This window comes from Streptomyces sp. NPDC028910, from assembly GCF_055564955.1.
The window spans coordinates 290,266-308,228 of record NZ_JBVHVF010000004.1 but is presented as its reverse complement, the minus strand read 5'-3'; the positions used below and the strand labels follow the sequence as shown (position 1 = coordinate 308,228).

Sequence of the window (17,963 nt, the reverse complement as noted above, 5' to 3'; positions counted from 1 at the left end):
CCACGCTCTCACCGGATGTCAGCCGACGCGCGTCAGCTTGCTCCCGATGCCGGGCGCGGCGAGATCGCTCTTCAGGGCCACCGGCACCTTCACCTGGCTGGCGCCCTCGCCGACCGTCAGCAGGCCGACCTCGGTGCCGGCCGTCGCGGTCTGCGGCAGCTTGCCGCCGCCGTCCCCGAGCTTGACGTCGACGGTCAGCGAGGCCCAGCCGACCGCCTGCACGTCGGCGGTGGCCACGACCGGGGTCCGGCCGCCGAGTCCGTCGTCCACGTACCCCACGACGTCACCCTTCTTCACGACGGGTGCGCCTTCGAGGGCCTTCTGGGTGGCGATCATCAGCTGCTTGCTCGCGGCGAGCACGCTGTCGATGATCGGCGACTTGTGCTGGCCGAGTACGGCACCGACGATCAGCTGGTTGGTGTTGCCGACCTTCTTCTGGGCGGCGAAGAGGAGGTTTCCGCCCGCCTTGGTCGTCGTACCGGTCTTGATGCCCAGCGAGTCGTTGTACGGGACCAGGCCGTTCCAGTTCCGCCAGCGCTTGCCCGACGGGTCGTCCCAGTAGGGCTTCTTGGTGATCTCCAGCAGGGTCTCGATCTCGACGAGCTTCAGGCCCAGCTTCACCTGGTCCTCGGCGGTGCTGACCGTGGTCGCGTCCAGACCCGACGGGTCGGTGTACGTGGTCTTGGTCATGCCGAGTTCCTTGGCGGTGTCGTTCATCTTCTTGACGAACGCCTCCTGGGAACCGGAGTCCCAGCGCGCGAGCAGCCGCGCGATGTTGTTGGCCGACGGGATCATGAGGGCGGCGATCGCGTCGTACTCCGAGATCTTGTCGCCCTCCTTCACCGTGTCGAGGGTGGACTCGTTGTTGACCGAGTCGTTCTTCTTGCCCTCGGTCTCGGCCGTCTTGTCGACGTCGATCATCTGGCCCTGCTCACCCTTCTTGATGGGGTGGTCGCGCAGGATGATGTACGCCGTCATCGACTTGGTGACGCTCGCGATCGGCACGGGCTTCTGCTCGCCGGACTGGCCGAGCGTGCCGAGGCCGGCGGCGGCCATGTAGGCCTGGCCCTCGGCGGGCCAGGGCAGCTGCGGCTTGGAGCCGCCGAAGGTGTACGAGGACTTCGCGGTCATCACGAGCTTCGGCTCGGGCAGCGGGCGCACCAGCTGGACGACGGCGAGGATGATCGCGAGGAGCGCGACGAGCGGGGCGTAGATCTTGAACCGCCGGATCGCGGTGCGCAGGGGGCTCGGCGGCGGGGGCGGGTTGTTCGTGAGGTCCGCCAGCATGTCGAGCGGCGGCTTGGGCGGCAGCGGCTGCTGGGTGGTCCGCTCGGCACGCTCCGCCCGCTCCGCCCGCTCCGCCCGCTCGTCGGCGGCAGCGGGGGCGGCAGCCGAGGCCCTCGGCTGTGACTGTGACTGTGACGGCGGTCCTGCTTGGGCCTTGGGCGCGCCGACGTCGGTACGCAGCGGCACGAACGTACTGGGCTTGGGCCGCTCGACCGGCGCCGCAGGCTTGGCGGTGTCCGGCTTGGCGGTGTCCGGCTTCACGGCACGGAAGGCGGCGGTGCGCTCGCTGTCGCCCGACTGCCCAGAAACGGAATCCGGCTTGGGGGCCCGGAAGACAGCCGTGCGCTCACTGTCGACCGGCTCCTCGACCGCGGGCTGCGACTCGCCGACCGGAGCCGAAGCGGAAGCAGCAGCGGCATCCAGCTTCACCGCACGGAACACAGCCGTGCGCTCACTGTCGACGGGCTCCTCGACCGGGCGCTTCGACTGCTCCACAGCGGGAGCCGCAGGCTCCTGCTCAACAGCCGCAGCCGACGCGGATGCACCAGCGGCAGCAGCAGCGGCAGCAGCGGAGCCCGAAACCGGCTTCACCGCACGGAACACCGCAGTGCGCTCACTGTCGACCGGCTCCTCGACCGCAGGCTTCGACTGCTCCGCCGCGGGAGCCGGCGTAGAAGCAGAAGCGGAATCCGGCTTCAGCGCACGGAACACCGCAGTGCGCTCGCTGTCCGCCGACTCCTCGGCCTCAGCCACCGGCTCGCCTTCAACGGCCGGAGCCGCATCAGAAACGGAATCAGAATCGGCCTCACTGGCGGGAGCAACAGAAGCGGCGGCCTCGGCCGTCGGCACGACGTCCGGCTTCACCGCACGGAACACCGCTGTGCGCTCGCTGTCGGCAGGCTTCGCGGCAGCGGAATCCACGGCTTCGCCCGATGCGACCTCGGCATCGGCGTCCGATTCCACCCGTCCGGAGGTATCCGCAGGCTCCTCGGTCCCGGCGACCCAGGCGGCCACCGCCTCCCGCAGCGCATCCGGCTCGCCGGCTTCGACCTCGGCTTCGACCTCGACCTCGGCCTCGGCCTCAACGGCGACCACGGCTTCGGCTTCGGCTTCGACCGCAGCTTCGGCTTCGCCAGCGCCAGCGCTACCCGCGCCGGCGACACCCGCGCCAGCCACACCGCTCTCAGGATCCCTCGGCCGGAACACCGACAGCCTCGGATCGCGCCCCGCGGACGACTCCGCCGCCCCCGGCGCTCCTTCATCTACCGACTTGTCGGGGGACTCGCCCGCCACCGTTCCTCCTCCATCGCCGCCACGTCCGGCTGTCCGAATGTCTAACAGTGTCCCGTCTCGGGGGCATCGCCCCCGTGCTAGACGAGAACGACATAGCTGCGGGTTCCCCCACAAAGCGGCCACGCGCTCTCGACAGATGAATGTGAGAGGCGTCACCCTGTCACTCATCCACGCGGGGAGGCATGGATGGGCAGGAGCCGCAGAACAATTCCGGAGGAGCTTCTGCTGCTCGCCTTGGACCCGGCCACGGGTACCACGGCGCAGCCGCAGTCGCTCGACCTCGGCCTGGCCGGGGCACAGCTAGTGGAGCTGGCTCTGGCAGGACGGATAGCCCCTGATGGGGATCGTATCGCCGTGGTGATGCCACGGCCGACAGGAGATCCGACTCTGGACTCCGCACTGGAACTGCTGCGCAGGCGCGGCAGCCCGGTACGGGCCGTCCACTGGATCGGCGGACCCCGACTGGGACTCCGTCAGATTTACCTCGCTCATCTGGAGCGCTGCGGCATGGTCCATGCCGTCGCGGGACAGATGTGCGGGGTGTTGCCGACAACTCGCTACCAGGCAACGGACACGGAGATCAGCCGGGAGATCCGAGCCCGGCTCGACAGTGCGATCCGTACCGGCGTACCGCCGGACCCGCGGACCGCGGCGCTCGCCGCACTGGCCCACGCGGTCGGACTCGGCAAGCACCTGTACCCCGGCAACGAGGGGCGGTCGTCCAGGTCCCGGCTGCGGGATCTGATCCGGCACGACCCGATGGGCGGACTCGTGGCGCATGCCGTGATGGACGTCCAGAACGGTGTGGCCGCCCAGCCACGCCGTGACCGCGCACCGGCACCGCCGGCCCGGGCCACGGCGAGCAGCGTCCCGCTGCAGCCGCGCCGGACCGGTGCGATGGCCCGCGCGGCCGCGCACTGATCCACCCGCAGTAACAGGCTCGGACCCCCGGGTCCACACAGCTCCATCGCAACGCCATCGCCGTGACCGACGTCCGCGAGGACCCGGTTCGGGAGCCGCCAGCGCGCGGGGTGGCGGGGCCGGTTCGCCGACCCCGCCGCCCCGCGCGTCTGTGTTTTCCCAGCCGTTCCCCAGCGGCGCCGCCCGCTTCGGTGGCAGTCTGCTCAACATCAGACACGCAGAGAGACAGCTGCTGCACGACAGAGAAACACGACAGAGAACACGACAGAAGAAGGCGGAGGTGCCGTTCACGTGGCGTCCAATGTCAATCCCACCGTCCGACGCCGCCGACTGGGAATGGAGTTGCGCAAGCTCCGCGAGGACAAGGGCATGACGGCCGAACAGGTCGCCGAGCGCCTCCTCGTCTCCCAGTCGAAGATCAGCCGACTGGAGAACGGCCGCCGTTCCATCAGCCAGCGCGACGTCCGCGATCTGTGCGACGTATACGAAGTCGAGGACCGCCGGCTCATCGACTCCCTCATGCAGATGGCGAAGGACTCCCGCCAGCAGGGCTGGTGGCACGCCTTCGGCGACATCCCGTACAGCGTCTACATCGGCCTGGAAACGGACGCCGCCAGCCTGCGCACGTACGAGCCGCTCGTGATCCCGGGGCTGCTCCAGACCACGGAGTACGCCCAGTCCCTCGTCCGCGGCGCGTGGCCGGAGACCGCTCCGGCCGACGTGGACAAGCGCGTCCAGGTCCGGATGCACCGCCAGAAGCGGCTCTCCGAGACGGACAACAACAACCCGGAACTCGGGCCGCTGCGCCTGTGGGCGGTCATCGACGAGGCCGCACTGCGCCGGCGGGTGGGCGACGCACAGTTGATGATCAGGCAGCTCGAATACTTGATAGAGCAGTCGGAACAGCCGCACGTCACGGTGCAGGTGATGCCCTTCTCGCTGGGCGCGCATCCGGGTGTCAACGGCCAGTACGCGATCCTCGAGTTCCCGGACGCGTCCGACTCGACCGTCGTCTACATCGAGGGCGTGACGAGCGACCTGTACCTGGAGAAGGCCAACGACGTCCAGAAGTACAGCGTGATGTACGAGCACCTGCGCGCGCAGGCCCTCAACGTCGACCAGACCCAGCAGTTCATCTCCGCGATCATCAACGAGTATGCGGAGAAGGGTGAATAACGGGGCAATAAACGCAATGGAGGCGATGGGCGCAATAGTTGCAATAGGCGCAAACGGGGGCGTGACGCGCCGGGCGCGCGGTGAAGGGGCCGGTACCGTACACCGCCGCTCCCCGGCCACAGAAGGCTGAATTGAATATGCCACTCGGTCGGGTGAATGGTTCCTTCACCCGTCAGGAGCTGCGGGTAGCGTCGATCAGGTCAGCCGGAGCAATGGCCGACACGACACCGGAACTACTCGCTCACCGGAGAGAAACATGGCTATTCACCAGGGCGCCACGGACAACTGGATCAAGTCCTCCTACTCCGCCAACGGCGCCTGCGTCGAGGTCAAGTCCCCCGTCATGGAGGCCATCGCCGTCCGCGACTCGAAGGTGCAGGACGGTCCGTCCCTCACCTTCGCGCCCGGCTCCTGGACCTCGTTCGTCGCCGACGTCACCGAGGGCCGGCTGGGACGCCTCGCCTGAAGATCACGGCGCGTCCCAACCGTCTGGCCCTCACCCCTCGTACGACCTGCATCACCTGCATCACCTGCATCACCTGCATCACCTGCACAGCCAGCACCACCTGCACCACTGACTGGAGCCCTCTCGACCGGCCCGCCGTCTTGGCCGAGGGGGCTCGGCCATGCCCCCGTACCCGCTCCTGGTCAGCCGAGCCGGTCAGCGAAGCTGGTCGACGTAGCGGTCGGTCCCCGGCACCGTCGGGATGAACGGCGCCACCAACTCCACCCGCCCCACCCCCGCCTCCGCGACCTCCGCGTCCAGCCCCTGGAAGCGGTCCCAGCAGGTCCGGGGATCCTCCTCCAGGAACCACAGCAGCGTGAGCCGGGTGTCGACCCCCTCCACCTGCTTGACGTACGTCATCCGGTCGCCGGGCAGCGGCGCGGGCCGGAAGACCGTCACCATCGCGGCCGGGGAGCCGTGCAGCCGCTTCGGCAGGGCGCGTGAGCGCAGCCACTCCAGCAACTCCGCCCGCTGCTCGGGGCCGTCGGCGTCGACGACCTGGACCACGAGCCCGGCGTACGGATGGTCGAGGGCGTGGAAGTCCCGCGGGCCGGCGGCGCCGTCGCGGTAGACGGTGGCCGCGTGGTCCTGGAAGGCCGTGAAGACGTGGGTGCGGTCCTGGTAGACCCGGCCGTCGCGGTTCAGGCGCTTGTTGATGCCGACGGTCCACTTCATGTGCTCGTCGTAGCGGCCCTCGGTGACCCAGTACGTCGATATGTAGCAGCCCGCGGTGACCGGCTGGGCGACGGCCGACTTCTCGGGATAGCGCAGCTCCTGGAGCTCGCGGGTGGCCACCCAGCGGCGGCCCGCGTACATCCAGGGCATGGCCATGGCGCCGGCGTAGTAGTGGTCGTCCTCGTACCAGCGGTTGTACGCGTACTCGTGACCCGGGTGCGGTTCCACCATGGTGATCAGCGCGTGGCCCGGGCGGACGCCGTAGGGGCCGACGGCCGCGAGCCCGGCGTAGTCGTCGACGCGGGTGTCCGGCTGCGGGTCCTGCTGCTGTCGCTGCTGCTCTCCTGTCGTCATGGGGACGGTCTAGCTGATGTGGCGTCAGATAGCGAGGGCGCGGGCGCGTTCGGGAACCAGCCGTCCACCCTCTGATATATACATGCCGTCTACAACTTTCCCTGACTACGATGCGCGGACCCGTCTCCCCGAGGAGCCCCCGTGCCCGCTGCCTCCGTGCCCGCCGCCCCCGCCACCGCCGCGTCCACCGCCGCGTCCACCGCCGCCGTTACGTCGCCGCCTCCCGCGTTCGCCGCCCGCGCCACCTCGGTGGAGGGCTCCCCCGTACGCGAGATCCTCGCGCTCACCGAACGCCCCGGGATCATCTCCTTCGCCGGCGGCCTCCCCGCGCCCGAACTCTTCGACACCGAGGGCCTGCGGGCGGCGTACGAGGCCGCCTTCGCGGTGTCGGCGCGGCGCGCGCTCCAGTACTCGACGACCGAGGGCGCGCCGGAACTCCGCGCGGCCGTCGCGGCCCGGGCCACGGCGCGCGGCCTGCCGACCGGCGTGGACGACGTCCTCATCACCTCGGGCTCCCAGCAGGCCCTCACCCTCATCACCACCACCCTGATCGAACCCGGTGACGTGGTGCTGGTCGAGAACCCCACCTACCTCGCGGCGCTCCAGTGCTTCGGGCTGGCCGGGGCGCGGGTGGTGGCCGTGCCCTGCGACGAGGAGGGGATCGTCCCGGACGCGCTGGCGGACATCGTCGCGCGGGAGCGGCCGAAACTGCTCTACACCGTCCCCACCTTCCAGAACCCGACGGGACGCACCCTGCCGGCCGCCCGCCGGGCGGCGGTCGCGGGCATCGCGGCGCGCCTCGGGCTGTGGCTGGTGGAGGACGATCCGTACGGGGACCTCCGCTACGAGGGGTCCGACGTCCCGTGGCTCGCGGCCCATGCGGGAGCGGAGGACCGTACGGCCCTGCTCGGCAGCTTCTCGAAGGTCATGGCGCCGGGGCTGCGGCTGGGCTGGCTCCGGGCACCGGCGGCGCTGCGCCGGGCAGCGGTGGTCGCGAAGCAGGCGGCGGACCTGCACACGTCCACGGTGGACCAGCTGGCCGCGGCGCACTACCTCGCGACGGTGGACCTGGACGCGCACATAACCACGGTCCGCGCGGCGTACCGCGAGCGCCGCGACGCCCTGCACACGGCCCTGAGCCGGACCCTCACGGCGGACTGCGAGTGGAACCTGCCCGCGGGCGGCATGTTCGTCTGGGCCCGCCTGCCCGAGGACCACGACGCGACGGCCCTCCTCAAGACGGCCGTGGCCCACGACGTCGCCTTCGTCCCGGGAGCCCCCTTCTACGCGGCCGCCCCCGACGCCCGCACCCTCCGCCTGTCCTTCACGACGCACTCCCCGGCCGAAATCGCCGAGGGCGTCACCCGCCTGGGCGCTGCGCTGGCGGAGCACGGGGGTCGCTGACGGGTCGGCGGCTATTGCTTCTGCAATGGCTGCACGCGGCGCGGTATCGGCTGGCACCCGGCGAGCAACCCGCTCATCAGAGGCCTGATCTCCATCCCCGCCGGAAGCGAACGCTCGGCTCGATTGGCTCGATATGTGCGCTACCGAACAGTAAAGTTCGTCAACTCCGCCACAGCGTGCAAAAGTTCGTTCGATCAGGACGCATGGGGTGGGCGCCGGTTCGGTCGAGGCCGAGTCGCGGTGCGCCGGGGGGAGTTCAGGGTGGGGTTCGACGAGGAGTGGGGCCGGCTGCGGGCCGATGCCGTTGAGCGCGCGGCTGCCGATCCGGTGGTGGCGGCGCGGGAAACGGTACTGGAACGGCTGGCGGACTTCCGTAGCCGGGTGGTGCTCGTGCCGATGGACGAGCGGGGCGGTCTCTGGACGGCCCAACTCGGCGGTCTGGACTGGATCTGCGCGTTCTCCGACGAGGAGGCGCTGAGTCGCTTCGCCGTAGCTCGGGACGAGGGCGACCGGGAGTGGACGTACCGGCGGATCACCGGTGCGCGGCTGCTGGACGAGGTGATACCGGCGGTGGACTTTCCGTGCGGGGTCGCGCTCGACGCGGCGGGGCCGGACGGCATGACGTTCCCGCCGATGCGCGGGATCGTGCCGGACGCTGTCGCCCTGGACGGGGAGGTGGCCGCGTGAGTGGGGACGGGGCGGATCTCGATGTCTCGAAGCAGGCGCTGGGGCAGATCGCGAAGGGCATCACGGACAGCCTGGCGGAGCTGAAGGAGCTCGGGTCGGTGGGCACGGCGAGCATGGGCGGCGGCTTCACCGATCTGGGGCTCACGGGGATGGAGACCGGGCACGAGGGTCTGACGTCCACGCTGGGCACGTTCTGCGAGCGCTGGGGCTGGGGGGTGCGGTCGCTGGTGCAGCAGGGGAACGCGTTCGCCGCGAAGGTGGGCCTGTCGGCGGGCGTGATGTACGAGCAGGACCAGTACATCCAGGGCAGCTTCAAGGTCGTGACGAACGCGGCGCTGGGCAATCCGTATGCCTCCGAACAGGACGTCATCGACAAGAACTGGGGCGAGGTCTTCGCCGACAATCCGATCACCCAGATCAGGGATGCGGACTACAGCCCGGAGTCCTTCGAGCGGGCCTCGGCGAACGGCAACGAGGCCTGGAAGAGCGCGGTCCGCGACGTGAACACCTCCGACATCTTCCTGCCCAATCAGGTAGTCGACGCCGCAGGACTGCGGGACGAGATGGACGCCGTGGTGGTCGACATGGTCGGCCCGGCACCCGAGGCGGCGGTCGCCGAGACGCAGGCACAGCCGGGTGGGGGTGAGGGCTGATGACGGACTGGGGCGGCCTGGTCGACAGGGGTCTCGACAAGATCGAGGAGAAGGTCGATTCCGCCAGGGAGGTCATCGGTCACGGCGTCGACAGGGTCACCGACGAGGTCGGTGGCGTTCTCGACCGTGCCGGCGCGCACGGCTGGGCGGACAAGGTCGAGGACTTCGGCGACGGACTGGCCTCCCGTCTCGGTGTCTGCGTACGGGAGCAGGAGCTCGGCCAAAGTGAGCAGGCCAACGAGCTGATCCACGGCAGTTCGTCGGCGATCCGCGAGACGGCCAAGCACTTCACGGACTTCCAGGCGGCCTTCGAGCGGGTCGGCCAGGGCATGAAAGCCCTCGACTCCGGCCGGTGGAAGGGCCAGGCCGCCGACGCGTTCCGCGAGAAGTTCGCGATGCACCCCACCGAGTGGCTGCACGCCTCCGACGCGTGCGAGTCGGCGGGCGGCGCTCTCACCCGGTACGCGGAGACGGTGGAGTGGGCACAGAAGCAGGCCCAGGAGGCCATCGAGCTCTACAAGGCGGCGGTGAAGGCGTCGAAGGAGGCCCACGCCGCCCACCTCGAAAGGGAGGATGCCTACGAGGCGGCCTCGAAGTCTGGCCGCGATCCGGGCCCGAAGCCGGTGGAGGGCGCCGACCCGGGTGAAGCCGCCCGCAAACGGGCCAAGGAGATCCTGGACGAGGCCCGCAGGCAACGCGACGAGGCCGCCACGACGGCCGAGCGCACCCTCAAAGCCGCCATGGAACACGCCCCCGCCACACCCCCGCCGACAGAGCGACTACTCGCCTCGATCACCGACTACGCGGGCTCGGAACTGGTCGAGCTCAACCACTTCGCGGGCGGCGTCGCCAAGGGCACAGCGGGAACGCTGAACTTCGCACGCGGCCTGAACCCGTTCGACCCCTACAACCTCACACACCCGGCCGACTTCCAGCAGAACGTCAACATGACACTGGCCGGCCTCATCTCCACCGCCTCCCACCCCGAACGCATCCCCGGCCCGCTGATCGACAGCTTCCTGAAAGACCCCAGCGAATTCTGGGGCCGCCTCCTCCCCGATGCCGTCGGCACCAAGGGCTTCGGCACCGCCCGAGCCGGAATGCGATTCGCCGACAACGCGGCGGGCAGCGCGGCGAACAAGGAGGCCGCGCGGGCGGCCACGAAGGCCGAAGCCGAGGCAGCGGCCCGCCGCAAGGCGGACCTGGAGTGCAAGGGCGACCCGGTCGACGTGGCCACGGGCCGGATGGTCCTGCCGCAGACCGACCTGGTCCTCCCGGGCTCGCTGCCGCTCGTGTTCACCCGGACCTTCGAGTCCTCGTACCGCGCGGGCCGCTGGTTCGGCCCGACCTGGTCTTCCACCGTCGACCAGCGCCTGGAGATCGACGAGGAAGGCGTGATCCTCGTACGCGAGGACGGCAGCCTGCTCGCCTACCCGCACCCCGAGCCGGGCGGCGTCTGCGTACTCCCCGGCCACGGCCAGCGCTGGCCCCTCACCCGCGACGCGGACGACGGATACACGGTCACCGACCCCGAGTCCGGCCACGTCCGCCACTTCACGGACGAGGGCCTGATCACCCAGCTCGACGACCGCAACGGCGCCTGGATTTCCTTCGAATACGACGAGTCCGGCACGCCGACCGCCCTGTCCCACAGCGGCGGCTATCAGGTACACCTCACTTCATCGGACGGCCGAATAACCGGCCTCGCCCTCGCCGACGGCACCGAGGTGCTCCGCTACGCGTACACGGACGGCCACCTCACCCACGTCACCAACTCCTCCGGCCGACCCCTGCGCTTCGGCTACGACGCACTCGGCCGGATCACTTCCTGGACCGATACCAACGGCCGCCACTTCGACTACGTCTACGACGATCAGCACCGCTGCACCGCCCAGTCCGGCACCAACGGCCACCTCAACGTCCGCTTCACCTACGGGGACGGCTTCACCACCTACACCGACTCCCACGGGCACGAAACCCGCTACCTGGTCAACGACCGCGCTCAGATCACCGCCGAGATCGACCCGACCGGCGCCACCACCCATCTCAACCACGACGCGTACAACCGCCTGCTGACCCGCACCGACCCGCTGGGCCACACGACCCGCTACGTCTACGACGAGCAGGGACGGCTCACCACGGTCGTCCGCCCCGACGGTCGCGAAGTACGGGCGGAGTACGACGCCCTGGGCCTGCCGGTCACGGTGATCCAGCCGGACGGCCGGGTCACGCAGTCAACGTACGACGCCCACGGCAACCGCACCTGCGCCACTGCCCCGGCAGGAACCACGAACCACTTCACCTACGACACCCGCGGCCACCTCGCCTCGGTAACGGACCCGCTGGGCGCGGTCACCACGGTGCGCTGCGACCCAGCAGGCCTCGTCATCGAGGTCACCAACCCCCTGGGAGCGACGACCCGCTACACCCGCGACTCCTTCGGCCGCCCCACCGCCATCACCGACCCCCTCGGCCACACCACCCACCTCACCTGGAGCGTGGAAGGCCGCCTGCTCCGCCGGGACACCCCCGACGGCAACACGGAGTCCTGGACGTACGACGGCGAGGGCAACTGCACCACCCATACCGACCCGCAAGGCGGAGTGACGCTCTCCGAGTACGGGGACTTCGACCTCCTCACCTCCCGCACCGGCCCGGACGGCGTCCGCTACACCTTCACCCACGACACCGAACTACGGCTGACGCGGGTGACCAACCCCCAGGGCCTGACGTGGGACTACGCCTACGACGCGGCGGGCCGGCTGGTCACGGAGACGGACTTCGACGGCCGCACCCTGACCTACGGGTACGACGCCGCGGGCCGCCTGGTGTCCCGTACGAACGCACTCGGCGCCACCACCACCTACACGCACGACGCCCTCTCCCAGCTGCTCCGCAAGGAGACGGCGGACGGCATCACGTCCTACGAGTACGACACCTTCGACGAGCTCGCCCGGGCCGTCTCGCCGGACGGCACCACGCTGACGCTGCTACGGGACCCGTTCGGGCGCGTCGTCTCGGAGACGGTCGACGGACGCACGCTCACCCACACCTACGACGACGCGGGCCGCAGGGCGGGCCGCACCACCCCAGCCGGGGCCCGGTCCCAGTGGACTTACGACGCGGCCGGCCGCCGCAGCGCCCTCCATGCATCGGGCCGCACCCTGACCTTCGAACGGGACGCCGCAGGCCGGGAACTGAACCGCACCATCGGCGCGGACCTCGCCCTGGTGCAGGCGTACGACCCGCTCGGGCGCCTCACCGACCAGCACCTCGTCGGCCAGGACGGCCGCACCCTCCAGCGCCGCGGCTACAGCTACCGCGCCGACGGCGCCCTCACGGCCATCGACGACGCGCTCGCGGGGCCGCGCGCCTTCACCCTGGACGCGGCGGCCCGGGTCACCGCGGTCGACGCCGCCGACTGGTCGGAGCGCTACGCCTACGACGACGCCGGCAACCAGACCTCCGCCTCGTGGCCGGCCAGCCATCCGGGCGCCGAGGCACGGGGCGACCGCGCGTACACCGGCACCCGCATCACCCGAGCCGGCTCGATCCGCTACGAGTACGACGCTCTCGGCCGGGTCGTCCGACGCCGGCAGACCCGCCTCTCCCGCAAGCCGGACACCTGGCACTACGAGTGGGACGCGGAAGACCGCATGACCGGGGTCACCACCCCCGACCGCACGCGCTGGCGCTACCGCTACGACGCCCTCTCCCGCCGCACGGCCAAACAACGCCTCACGCCCACCGGCGACGTCGCGGAAGAGGTCCTCTTCACCTGGGACGGCACCACCCTCTGCGAGGAGACCGCGGGCCCGGTCACCCTCACCTGGACCCACCACGGCCTGCACCCCCTCACCCAGGCGGAACGCGTCCTCGGCACCACGGACGACCGCTTCTTCGCTATCGTCACGGACCTCATCGGCACCCCCAGAGAACTGATCGACGAGTCCGGCACCATCGCCTGGCGCGCCCGCTCCACCCTCTGGGGCTCCACCACCTGGACCCGCAACGCCACCGCCTACACCCCCCTCCGCTTCCCGGGCCAGTACTTTGACCCCGAGTCGCGCCTCCACCACAACTACTTCCGCACGTACGACCCCGAAACAGCCCGCTACCTCACCCCGGACCCCCTGGGCCTCACGCCCGCCCCCAACCCGGCCACGTACGTCCACAACCCCCACACGTGGTCGGACTCTCTCGGCCTGACTCCGGACGAATGCAAATACCGAGTGGAGCGAGTTCCAGAAGAAGAACTCAGCACTCTGTACCACTACACAAACGAGGATGGATATAACGGGATCAGAGAGAGCGGTGAGCTCAGGGCGTCGATCAAGGAGCACAACCCGAAAGACGCACGATTCGGGGATGGCCAATACCTTTCCGACATCATCCCAGGAACAAAGACACTCGGCCAGCTTTCGGCAGCGTTCCTGCGGGTCCCTTGGGCTGGAAACAAGTTCGGCTACTTCATAGAAGTCGATGTCCGTGGCCTGGAGGTCATGCGCTCGGTTGAGCGACCAGACGTGTACGTTGTACTTAATGACGGACCTTTGGACGTGAGTGGACGAATCGTCAGCCATGGGAAGAGCTAGGGCATGCAGTATTGGAAAGTTTATTGGCATCACGACTTCGAGTCCGACCCCGTTGCAATCTACAGCGAAATCGGCTGCGATGGGTACGAAGTGCGAAAGGTTCACGTGTACCGCGACGGCCGGATTCTGAAGTCCGACGAATGGCATGAGTCCAGAGAGATTGGACTCGGTGAAATTCCGGTCGGCCCGATCGAAGAGGTTTCAGCGCAGCCTGATTTTTCTGCCTTCATCGTGTCCCGAAATGATTTTGAAGCCATGTGGGAGAGAGCTCGGTGGCCTCAGCCCTAACTCGCCGATGCAGCGGGCTGGGGACATGAACCTGCGGGCGGCGGCGGCGGCGCACGTGCACGCCCCGAGCGCGGCACGGCAGCCGCCACCCCGCGACCCGCACTCGTCAAGGCCTGCCCTTGGCGTCCCCTCGCGTCGAATCGCTCCACACCAGGGTGATCAAAATGTGACGGAACGTCAACACATGGTCCGACCTCTCGGGCTCAGCCCGCGCCCCGAGCTGAGGCTGAGCGACGCAGCACAGCGCGAGATGGAGAAGTTGGAGAACTCCGATGGCGTCAGAAGGGACTACATCGCCGCCCTGAACGCATTCCGCGCCATTTCACCACCACACTGAACAGACCGCGATCACCGGCCCCGATCGCAACGCAGGCCAGCCAGACGGCGCTACGGGGCCGATCGGACGGCCACGTTGGGTCCTCGGTCGGCGCACGCGGACGTCGCCGGTGCGGGGAGCCAGGACGGAACCCCGGCGCGCACCCGATCCCCGCCCCTTCACATCGTCGCGGCGTCGCCGTAGCCTGACGGGCCGTCAGGTAAGCCCGTGCTGCTGGAGGCGCGTCATGCTGCTGCGAGGGAAGACCGTCATCGTCTCCGGGGTCGGGGCCGGGCTCGGGCATCAGGTGGCCGCCACCGTCGTGCGGGATGGGGGGAACGCCGTGCTCGGGGCGCGGACCGAGGCGAATCTGGCCAAGACCGCCGCCGAGATCGACCCCGCAGGGGTCCGTACCGCCCACCGGGCCACCGACATCACCGACGAGCAGCAGTGCGAGGCGCTCGTCGCGCTCGCGCGGGAGCGGTTCGGGGGCGTGGACGCCGTCGTGCACGTCGCCGCCTGGGACTCGTACTTCGGGGGGCTGGAGGACGCCGACTTCGGGACCTGGCAGCAGATCCTCGATGTCAATCTGCTGGGGACGCTGAGGATGACCCGGGCCTGTCTGCCCGCGCTCAAGGAGCGCGGCGGGTCCGTCGTCATCATCGGCACGCAGTCCGCCGTCGCCGCGCCCAACGAGGTGCAGCAGGCCGCCTACGCCGCCTCCAAGGGCGCCCTGACCTCCGCCATGTACTCCATGGCCCGCGAGCTCGGCCCGCACCGGATCCGCGTCAACACCGTGCTGCCCGGCTGGATGTGGGGCCCGCCCGTGCAGGCCTTCGTCACCTTCACCGCCCATACGGAGGGCGTTCCCGAGGCCGAGGTGCACGGCCGGCTGACGCGGCGGATGGCGCTGCCCGACCTCGCCACCGACGGGGACGTGGCGGACGCCGCCGCCTTCCTCGTCTCGGACCGGGCGCGGGCGATAACCGGCCAGTCCCTGCTGGTCAACGCCGGTGAGTTGATGAGATGAGCCAGGATGGCCCAGCCGGAAACCGCCCATGAGCCTGAACATGAGCCTGAACATGAGCCTGAACATGAGCCTGAGCCCGAGCCTGAGCACGAGCCACACCACCGCCCGAACGTCGGATCGTATGCTCGCCGTATGACCACTCCGAGTGAGGCTCCGACCGAAAACGCGATGCGCCGCGCGCTCCGGCGGGCACGAGACGGCGTCGCGCTCGACGCGACCGAGGCGGCCGTGCTCCTCCAGGCGCGCGGCGAGGCCCTCCGGGACCTCGCCGCCTCCGCCGCACGCGTCAGGGACGCCGGACTGGACGCCGCCGGACGGCCCGGAGTCATCACGTACTCGCGCAAGGTCTTCATCCCCCTCACCCGCCTGTGCCGCGACAAGTGCCACTACTGCACCTTCGTGACCGTGCCGGGCAAGCTCCGCAAGAGCGGCCACGGCATGTACCTCTCCCCCGACGAGGTCCTCGACATCGCCCGCCAGGGCGCGGCGATGGGCTGCAAGGAGGCGCTCTTCACCCTCGGCGACCGCCCCGAGGACCGCTGGCCCGAGGCCCGCGAGTGGCTCGACGCGCACGGCTACGACGACACCCTCGCCTACGTCCGCGCCATGGCGATCCGCGTCCTGGAGGAGACCGGGCTGCTCCCGCACCTCAATCCCGGGGTCATGTCGTGGTCCGACCTGCAGCGCCTGAAGCCGGTCGCGCCCAGCATGGGCATGATGCTGGAGACCACCGCCACCCGCCTGTGGTCCGAGCCCGGCGGCCCCCACCACGGCTCCCCCGACAAGGAACCGGCCGTACGGCTGCGGGTGCTGGAGGACGCGGGCCGGTCCAACGTCCCCTTCACCACGGGCGTCCTGATCGGCATCGGGGAGTCCTACGAGGAGCGCGCGGACGCCTTCTTCGAGCTCCGCCGCATCCAGCGCAGCTACCACGGCATCCAGGAGGTCATCGTCCAGAACTTCCGCGCCAAGCCGGACACCGCCATGCGCGGCATGCCGGACGCGGAACTGGAGGAGCTGGCCGCCGCCATCGCCGTGGCCCGCCACATCCTGGGCCCGAACGCCCGTATCCAGGCCCCGCCGAACCTGGTGGACGCCGAGTACGCCCTGCTCATCGGCGCGGGCATCGACGACTGGGGCGGGGTCTCGCCGCTGACCCCCGACCACGTCAACCCGGAGCGCCCCTGGCCGCACATCGAGGAGCTGGCCGAGCGCACCGCCGCCGCCGGTTTCGAGCTGCGCGAACGCCTCACCATCTATCCGGAGTTCCTGCGGCGCGGCGAGCCCTGGCTGGACCCCCGGCTGCTGCCGCACGTACGGGCGCTGGCGGACGCGGAGAGCGGGCTCGCGGACGAGTCGGCGCAGGTCGTGGGGCGGCCCTGGCAGGAGCCGGACGAGGGCTTCACCGCGTACGGGCGCACCGATCTGCACGCCACCATCGACACCGAGGGCCGCACCGGTGATCGCCGCGACGACTTCGACCACGTCTACGGCGACTGGGAGGCGTTGAAGGAGATCGCCGCCCCCGGGATGGTGCCCGAGCGCATCGACACCGACGTACGGGCCGCGCTCGCGCAGGCCGCAGACGACCCGACGAAGCTCACCGACGCGCAGGCCCTCGCCCTGCTGCACGCGGACGGGCCGGCCCTGGACGCCCTGTGCCGGATCGCCGACGACCTGCGCACGTCGGTCGTGGGCGACGAGGTCACCTACATCGTCACGCGGAACATCAACTTCACCAACGTCTGCTACACCGGCTGCCGCTTCTGCGCCTTCGCGCAGCGCCGCACGGACGCCGACGCCTACACGCTCTCCCTGGAGCAGGTCGCCGACCGGGCCGCCCAGGCCTGGGACGTCGGCGCGGTCGAGGTATGCATGCAGGGCGGCATCCACCCGGACCTGCCCGGGACGGCGTACTTCGACATCGCGCGGGCGGTGAAGCAGCGGGTCCCCGGCATGCACGTGCACGCCTTCTCGCCGATGGAGGTCGTCAACGGCGCGACCCGCACGGGGATGTCCGTACGGGACTGGCTGACGGCGGCCAAAGAAGCCGGCCTGGACTCGATCCCGGGCACGGCGGCGGAGATCCTGGACGACGAGGTCCGCTGGGTCCTGACCAAGGGCAAGCTGCCGACGGCGGACTGGATCGACGTCATCACCACCGCGCACGAGCTCGGGATCCGCTCCTCGTCCACGATGATGTACGGGCACGTGGACCAGCCCCGTCACTGGCTCGGCCATTTCCGCACGCTGGCCCGGATTCAGCAACAGACCGGCGGTTTCACGGAGTTCGTGACGCTCCCCTTCATCCACACCAACGCGCCCGTGTACCTGGCGGGCATCGCGCGGCCGGGTCCGACGGTCCGCGACAACCGTGCGGTGACGGCGATGGCGCGGATCCTGCTCCACCCGCACATCCCCAACATCCAGACGAGTTGGGTGAAGCTGGGCGCGGAGGGCGCGGCCGAGATGCTCCGGTCCGGGGCGAACGATCTCGGCGGGACCCTGATGGAGGAGACCATCTCGCGCATGGCGGGGTCGAGTTACGGCTCGTACAAGTCGATCCAGGACCTGATCGCCGTCGCGGAGGCGGCCGGGCGGCCCGCGAAGGCCCGTACGACGCTGTACGGGGAGGTGCCGCAGGAGCGGCAGGACGCGGCACGCGCCTCGGACGGGCACCTGCCGGAGCTGCTGCCGGTCCTGGACTGACGCCCGAAACCAGCCGCGGGGAGGGTTCGCATTCTGGCCGATCTCTGCTCACTTCCTGGGTTCTCGGCGA

12 protein-coding genes are annotated in these 17,963 nt (G+C 70.0%); 10 read left to right on the top strand and 2 right to left on the bottom strand.

What is annotated here, in order from left to right:
* Nucleotides 1-18: 18 nt before the first annotated feature.
* Nucleotides 19-2,382 carry a D-alanyl-D-alanine carboxypeptidase family protein gene (locus ACZ4TV_RS08360; protein ID WP_468132019.1) on the bottom strand — a complete coding sequence of 788 codons (2,364 nt, stop codon included), beginning with the start codon at nt 2,380-2,382 and terminating at the stop codon, nt 19-21.
* A gap of 384 nt (nt 2,383-2,766) precedes the next feature.
* On the opposite strand from ACZ4TV_RS08360, the gene ACZ4TV_RS08355 reads away from it, so the two are divergent.
* The 3 genes from ACZ4TV_RS08355 (at nt 2,767) to ACZ4TV_RS08345 (ending at nt 5,143) form a co-directional block, all read left to right on the top strand.
* The gene (locus ACZ4TV_RS08355) at nt 2,767-3,501 is read left to right on the top strand and encodes a GOLPH3/VPS74 family protein (RefSeq protein WP_030390041.1); all 735 of its coding nucleotides are present in this window, start codon (nt 2,767-2,769) and stop codon (nt 3,499-3,501) included.
* A gap of 291 nt (nt 3,502-3,792) precedes the next feature.
* Nucleotides 3,793-4,677: a helix-turn-helix domain-containing protein gene (locus ACZ4TV_RS08350; protein WP_468132017.1), complete on the top strand. Its 885-nt coding sequence runs from the start codon at nt 3,793-3,795 to the stop codon at nt 4,675-4,677.
* Between the two features lie 256 nt (nt 4,678-4,933).
* Entirely contained in the window at nt 4,934-5,143 is a 210-nt protein-coding gene (locus ACZ4TV_RS08345) for a DUF397 domain-containing protein (RefSeq protein WP_468132015.1), read from the top strand.
* 195 nt (nt 5,144-5,338) lie between these two features.
* Here ACZ4TV_RS08345 and ACZ4TV_RS08340 read toward each other — a convergent pair whose 3' ends face one another.
* Entirely contained in the window at nt 5,339-6,211 is an 873-nt protein-coding gene (locus ACZ4TV_RS08340; protein ID WP_468132013.1) for a hypothetical protein, read from the bottom strand.
* Nucleotides 6,212-6,352: 141 nt separating this feature from the next.
* Here ACZ4TV_RS08340 and ACZ4TV_RS08335 point away from each other — a divergent pair, with 141 nt between their 5' ends.
* The 7 genes from ACZ4TV_RS08335 to ACZ4TV_RS08305 all read left to right on the top strand — a co-directional run bounded on the left by ACZ4TV_RS08335 (nt 6,353) and on the right by ACZ4TV_RS08305 (nt 17,893).
* Nucleotides 6,353-7,615, top strand: a complete 1,263-nt coding sequence (locus tag ACZ4TV_RS08335) for an aminotransferase-like domain-containing protein (RefSeq protein ID WP_468132011.1) — start codon at nt 6,353-6,355, stop codon at nt 7,613-7,615.
* A gap of 261 nt (nt 7,616-7,876) precedes the next feature.
* Nucleotides 7,877-8,302, top strand: a complete 426-nt coding sequence (locus ACZ4TV_RS08330) for an SseB family protein (RefSeq protein WP_468132009.1) — start codon at nt 7,877-7,879, stop codon at nt 8,300-8,302.
* Nucleotides 8,299-8,955: a hypothetical protein gene (locus ACZ4TV_RS08325; protein ID WP_468132007.1), complete on the top strand. Its 657-nt coding sequence runs from the start codon at nt 8,299-8,301 to the stop codon at nt 8,953-8,955. The genes ACZ4TV_RS08330 and ACZ4TV_RS08325 overlap by 4 nt, the downstream gene beginning before the upstream one ends.
* Complete coding sequence (locus ACZ4TV_RS08320) at nt 8,955-13,550, top strand: putative T7SS-secreted protein (RefSeq protein ID WP_468132005.1); 4,596 nt, start codon at nt 8,955-8,957, stop codon at nt 13,548-13,550. The genes ACZ4TV_RS08325 and ACZ4TV_RS08320 overlap by 1 nt, the downstream gene beginning before the upstream one ends.
* A gap of 3 nt (nt 13,551-13,553) precedes the next feature.
* On the top strand, nt 13,554-13,838 hold the full coding sequence (locus ACZ4TV_RS08315; protein ID WP_468132003.1) for a DUF6881 domain-containing protein: 285 nt from the start codon (nt 13,554-13,556) through the stop codon (nt 13,836-13,838).
* A 563-nt stretch (nt 13,839-14,401) separates the two neighbouring features.
* On the top strand, nt 14,402-15,184 hold the full coding sequence (locus tag ACZ4TV_RS08310) for an SDR family oxidoreductase (protein ID WP_468132001.1): 783 nt from the start codon (nt 14,402-14,404) through the stop codon (nt 15,182-15,184).
* A gap of 132 nt (nt 15,185-15,316) precedes the next feature.
* Nucleotides 15,317-17,893 (top strand): bifunctional FO biosynthesis protein CofGH, encoded by a 2,577-nt coding sequence (locus tag ACZ4TV_RS08305; RefSeq protein WP_468131999.1) that lies wholly within the window; start codon nt 15,317-15,319, stop codon nt 17,891-17,893.
* Nucleotides 17,894-17,963 lie beyond the last annotated feature (70 nt).

Excerpts from the sequence above, each read along its gene's own strand:
- ACZ4TV_RS08340 (WP_468132013.1), bottom strand. The coding sequence starts at position 6,211 with ATGACGACAGGAGAGCAGCAGCGACAGCAGCAGGACCCGCAGCCGGAC.
- ACZ4TV_RS08345 (WP_468132015.1), top strand. The coding sequence starts at position 4,934 with ATGGCTATTCACCAGGGCGCCACGGACAACTGGATCAAGTCCTCCTAC.
- ACZ4TV_RS08315 (WP_468132003.1), top strand. The coding sequence starts at position 13,554 with ATGCAGTATTGGAAAGTTTATTGGCATCACGACTTCGAGTCCGACCCC.
- ACZ4TV_RS08305 (WP_468131999.1), top strand. The coding sequence starts at position 15,317 with ATGACCACTCCGAGTGAGGCTCCGACCGAAAACGCGATGCGCCGCGCG.
- ACZ4TV_RS08310 (WP_468132001.1), top strand. The coding sequence starts at position 14,402 with ATGCTGCTGCGAGGGAAGACCGTCATCGTCTCCGGGGTCGGGGCCGGG.
- ACZ4TV_RS08355 (WP_030390041.1), top strand. The coding sequence starts at position 2,767 with ATGGGCAGGAGCCGCAGAACAATTCCGGAGGAGCTTCTGCTGCTCGCC.
- ACZ4TV_RS08320 (WP_468132005.1), top strand. The coding sequence starts at position 8,955 with ATGACGGACTGGGGCGGCCTGGTCGACAGGGGTCTCGACAAGATCGAG.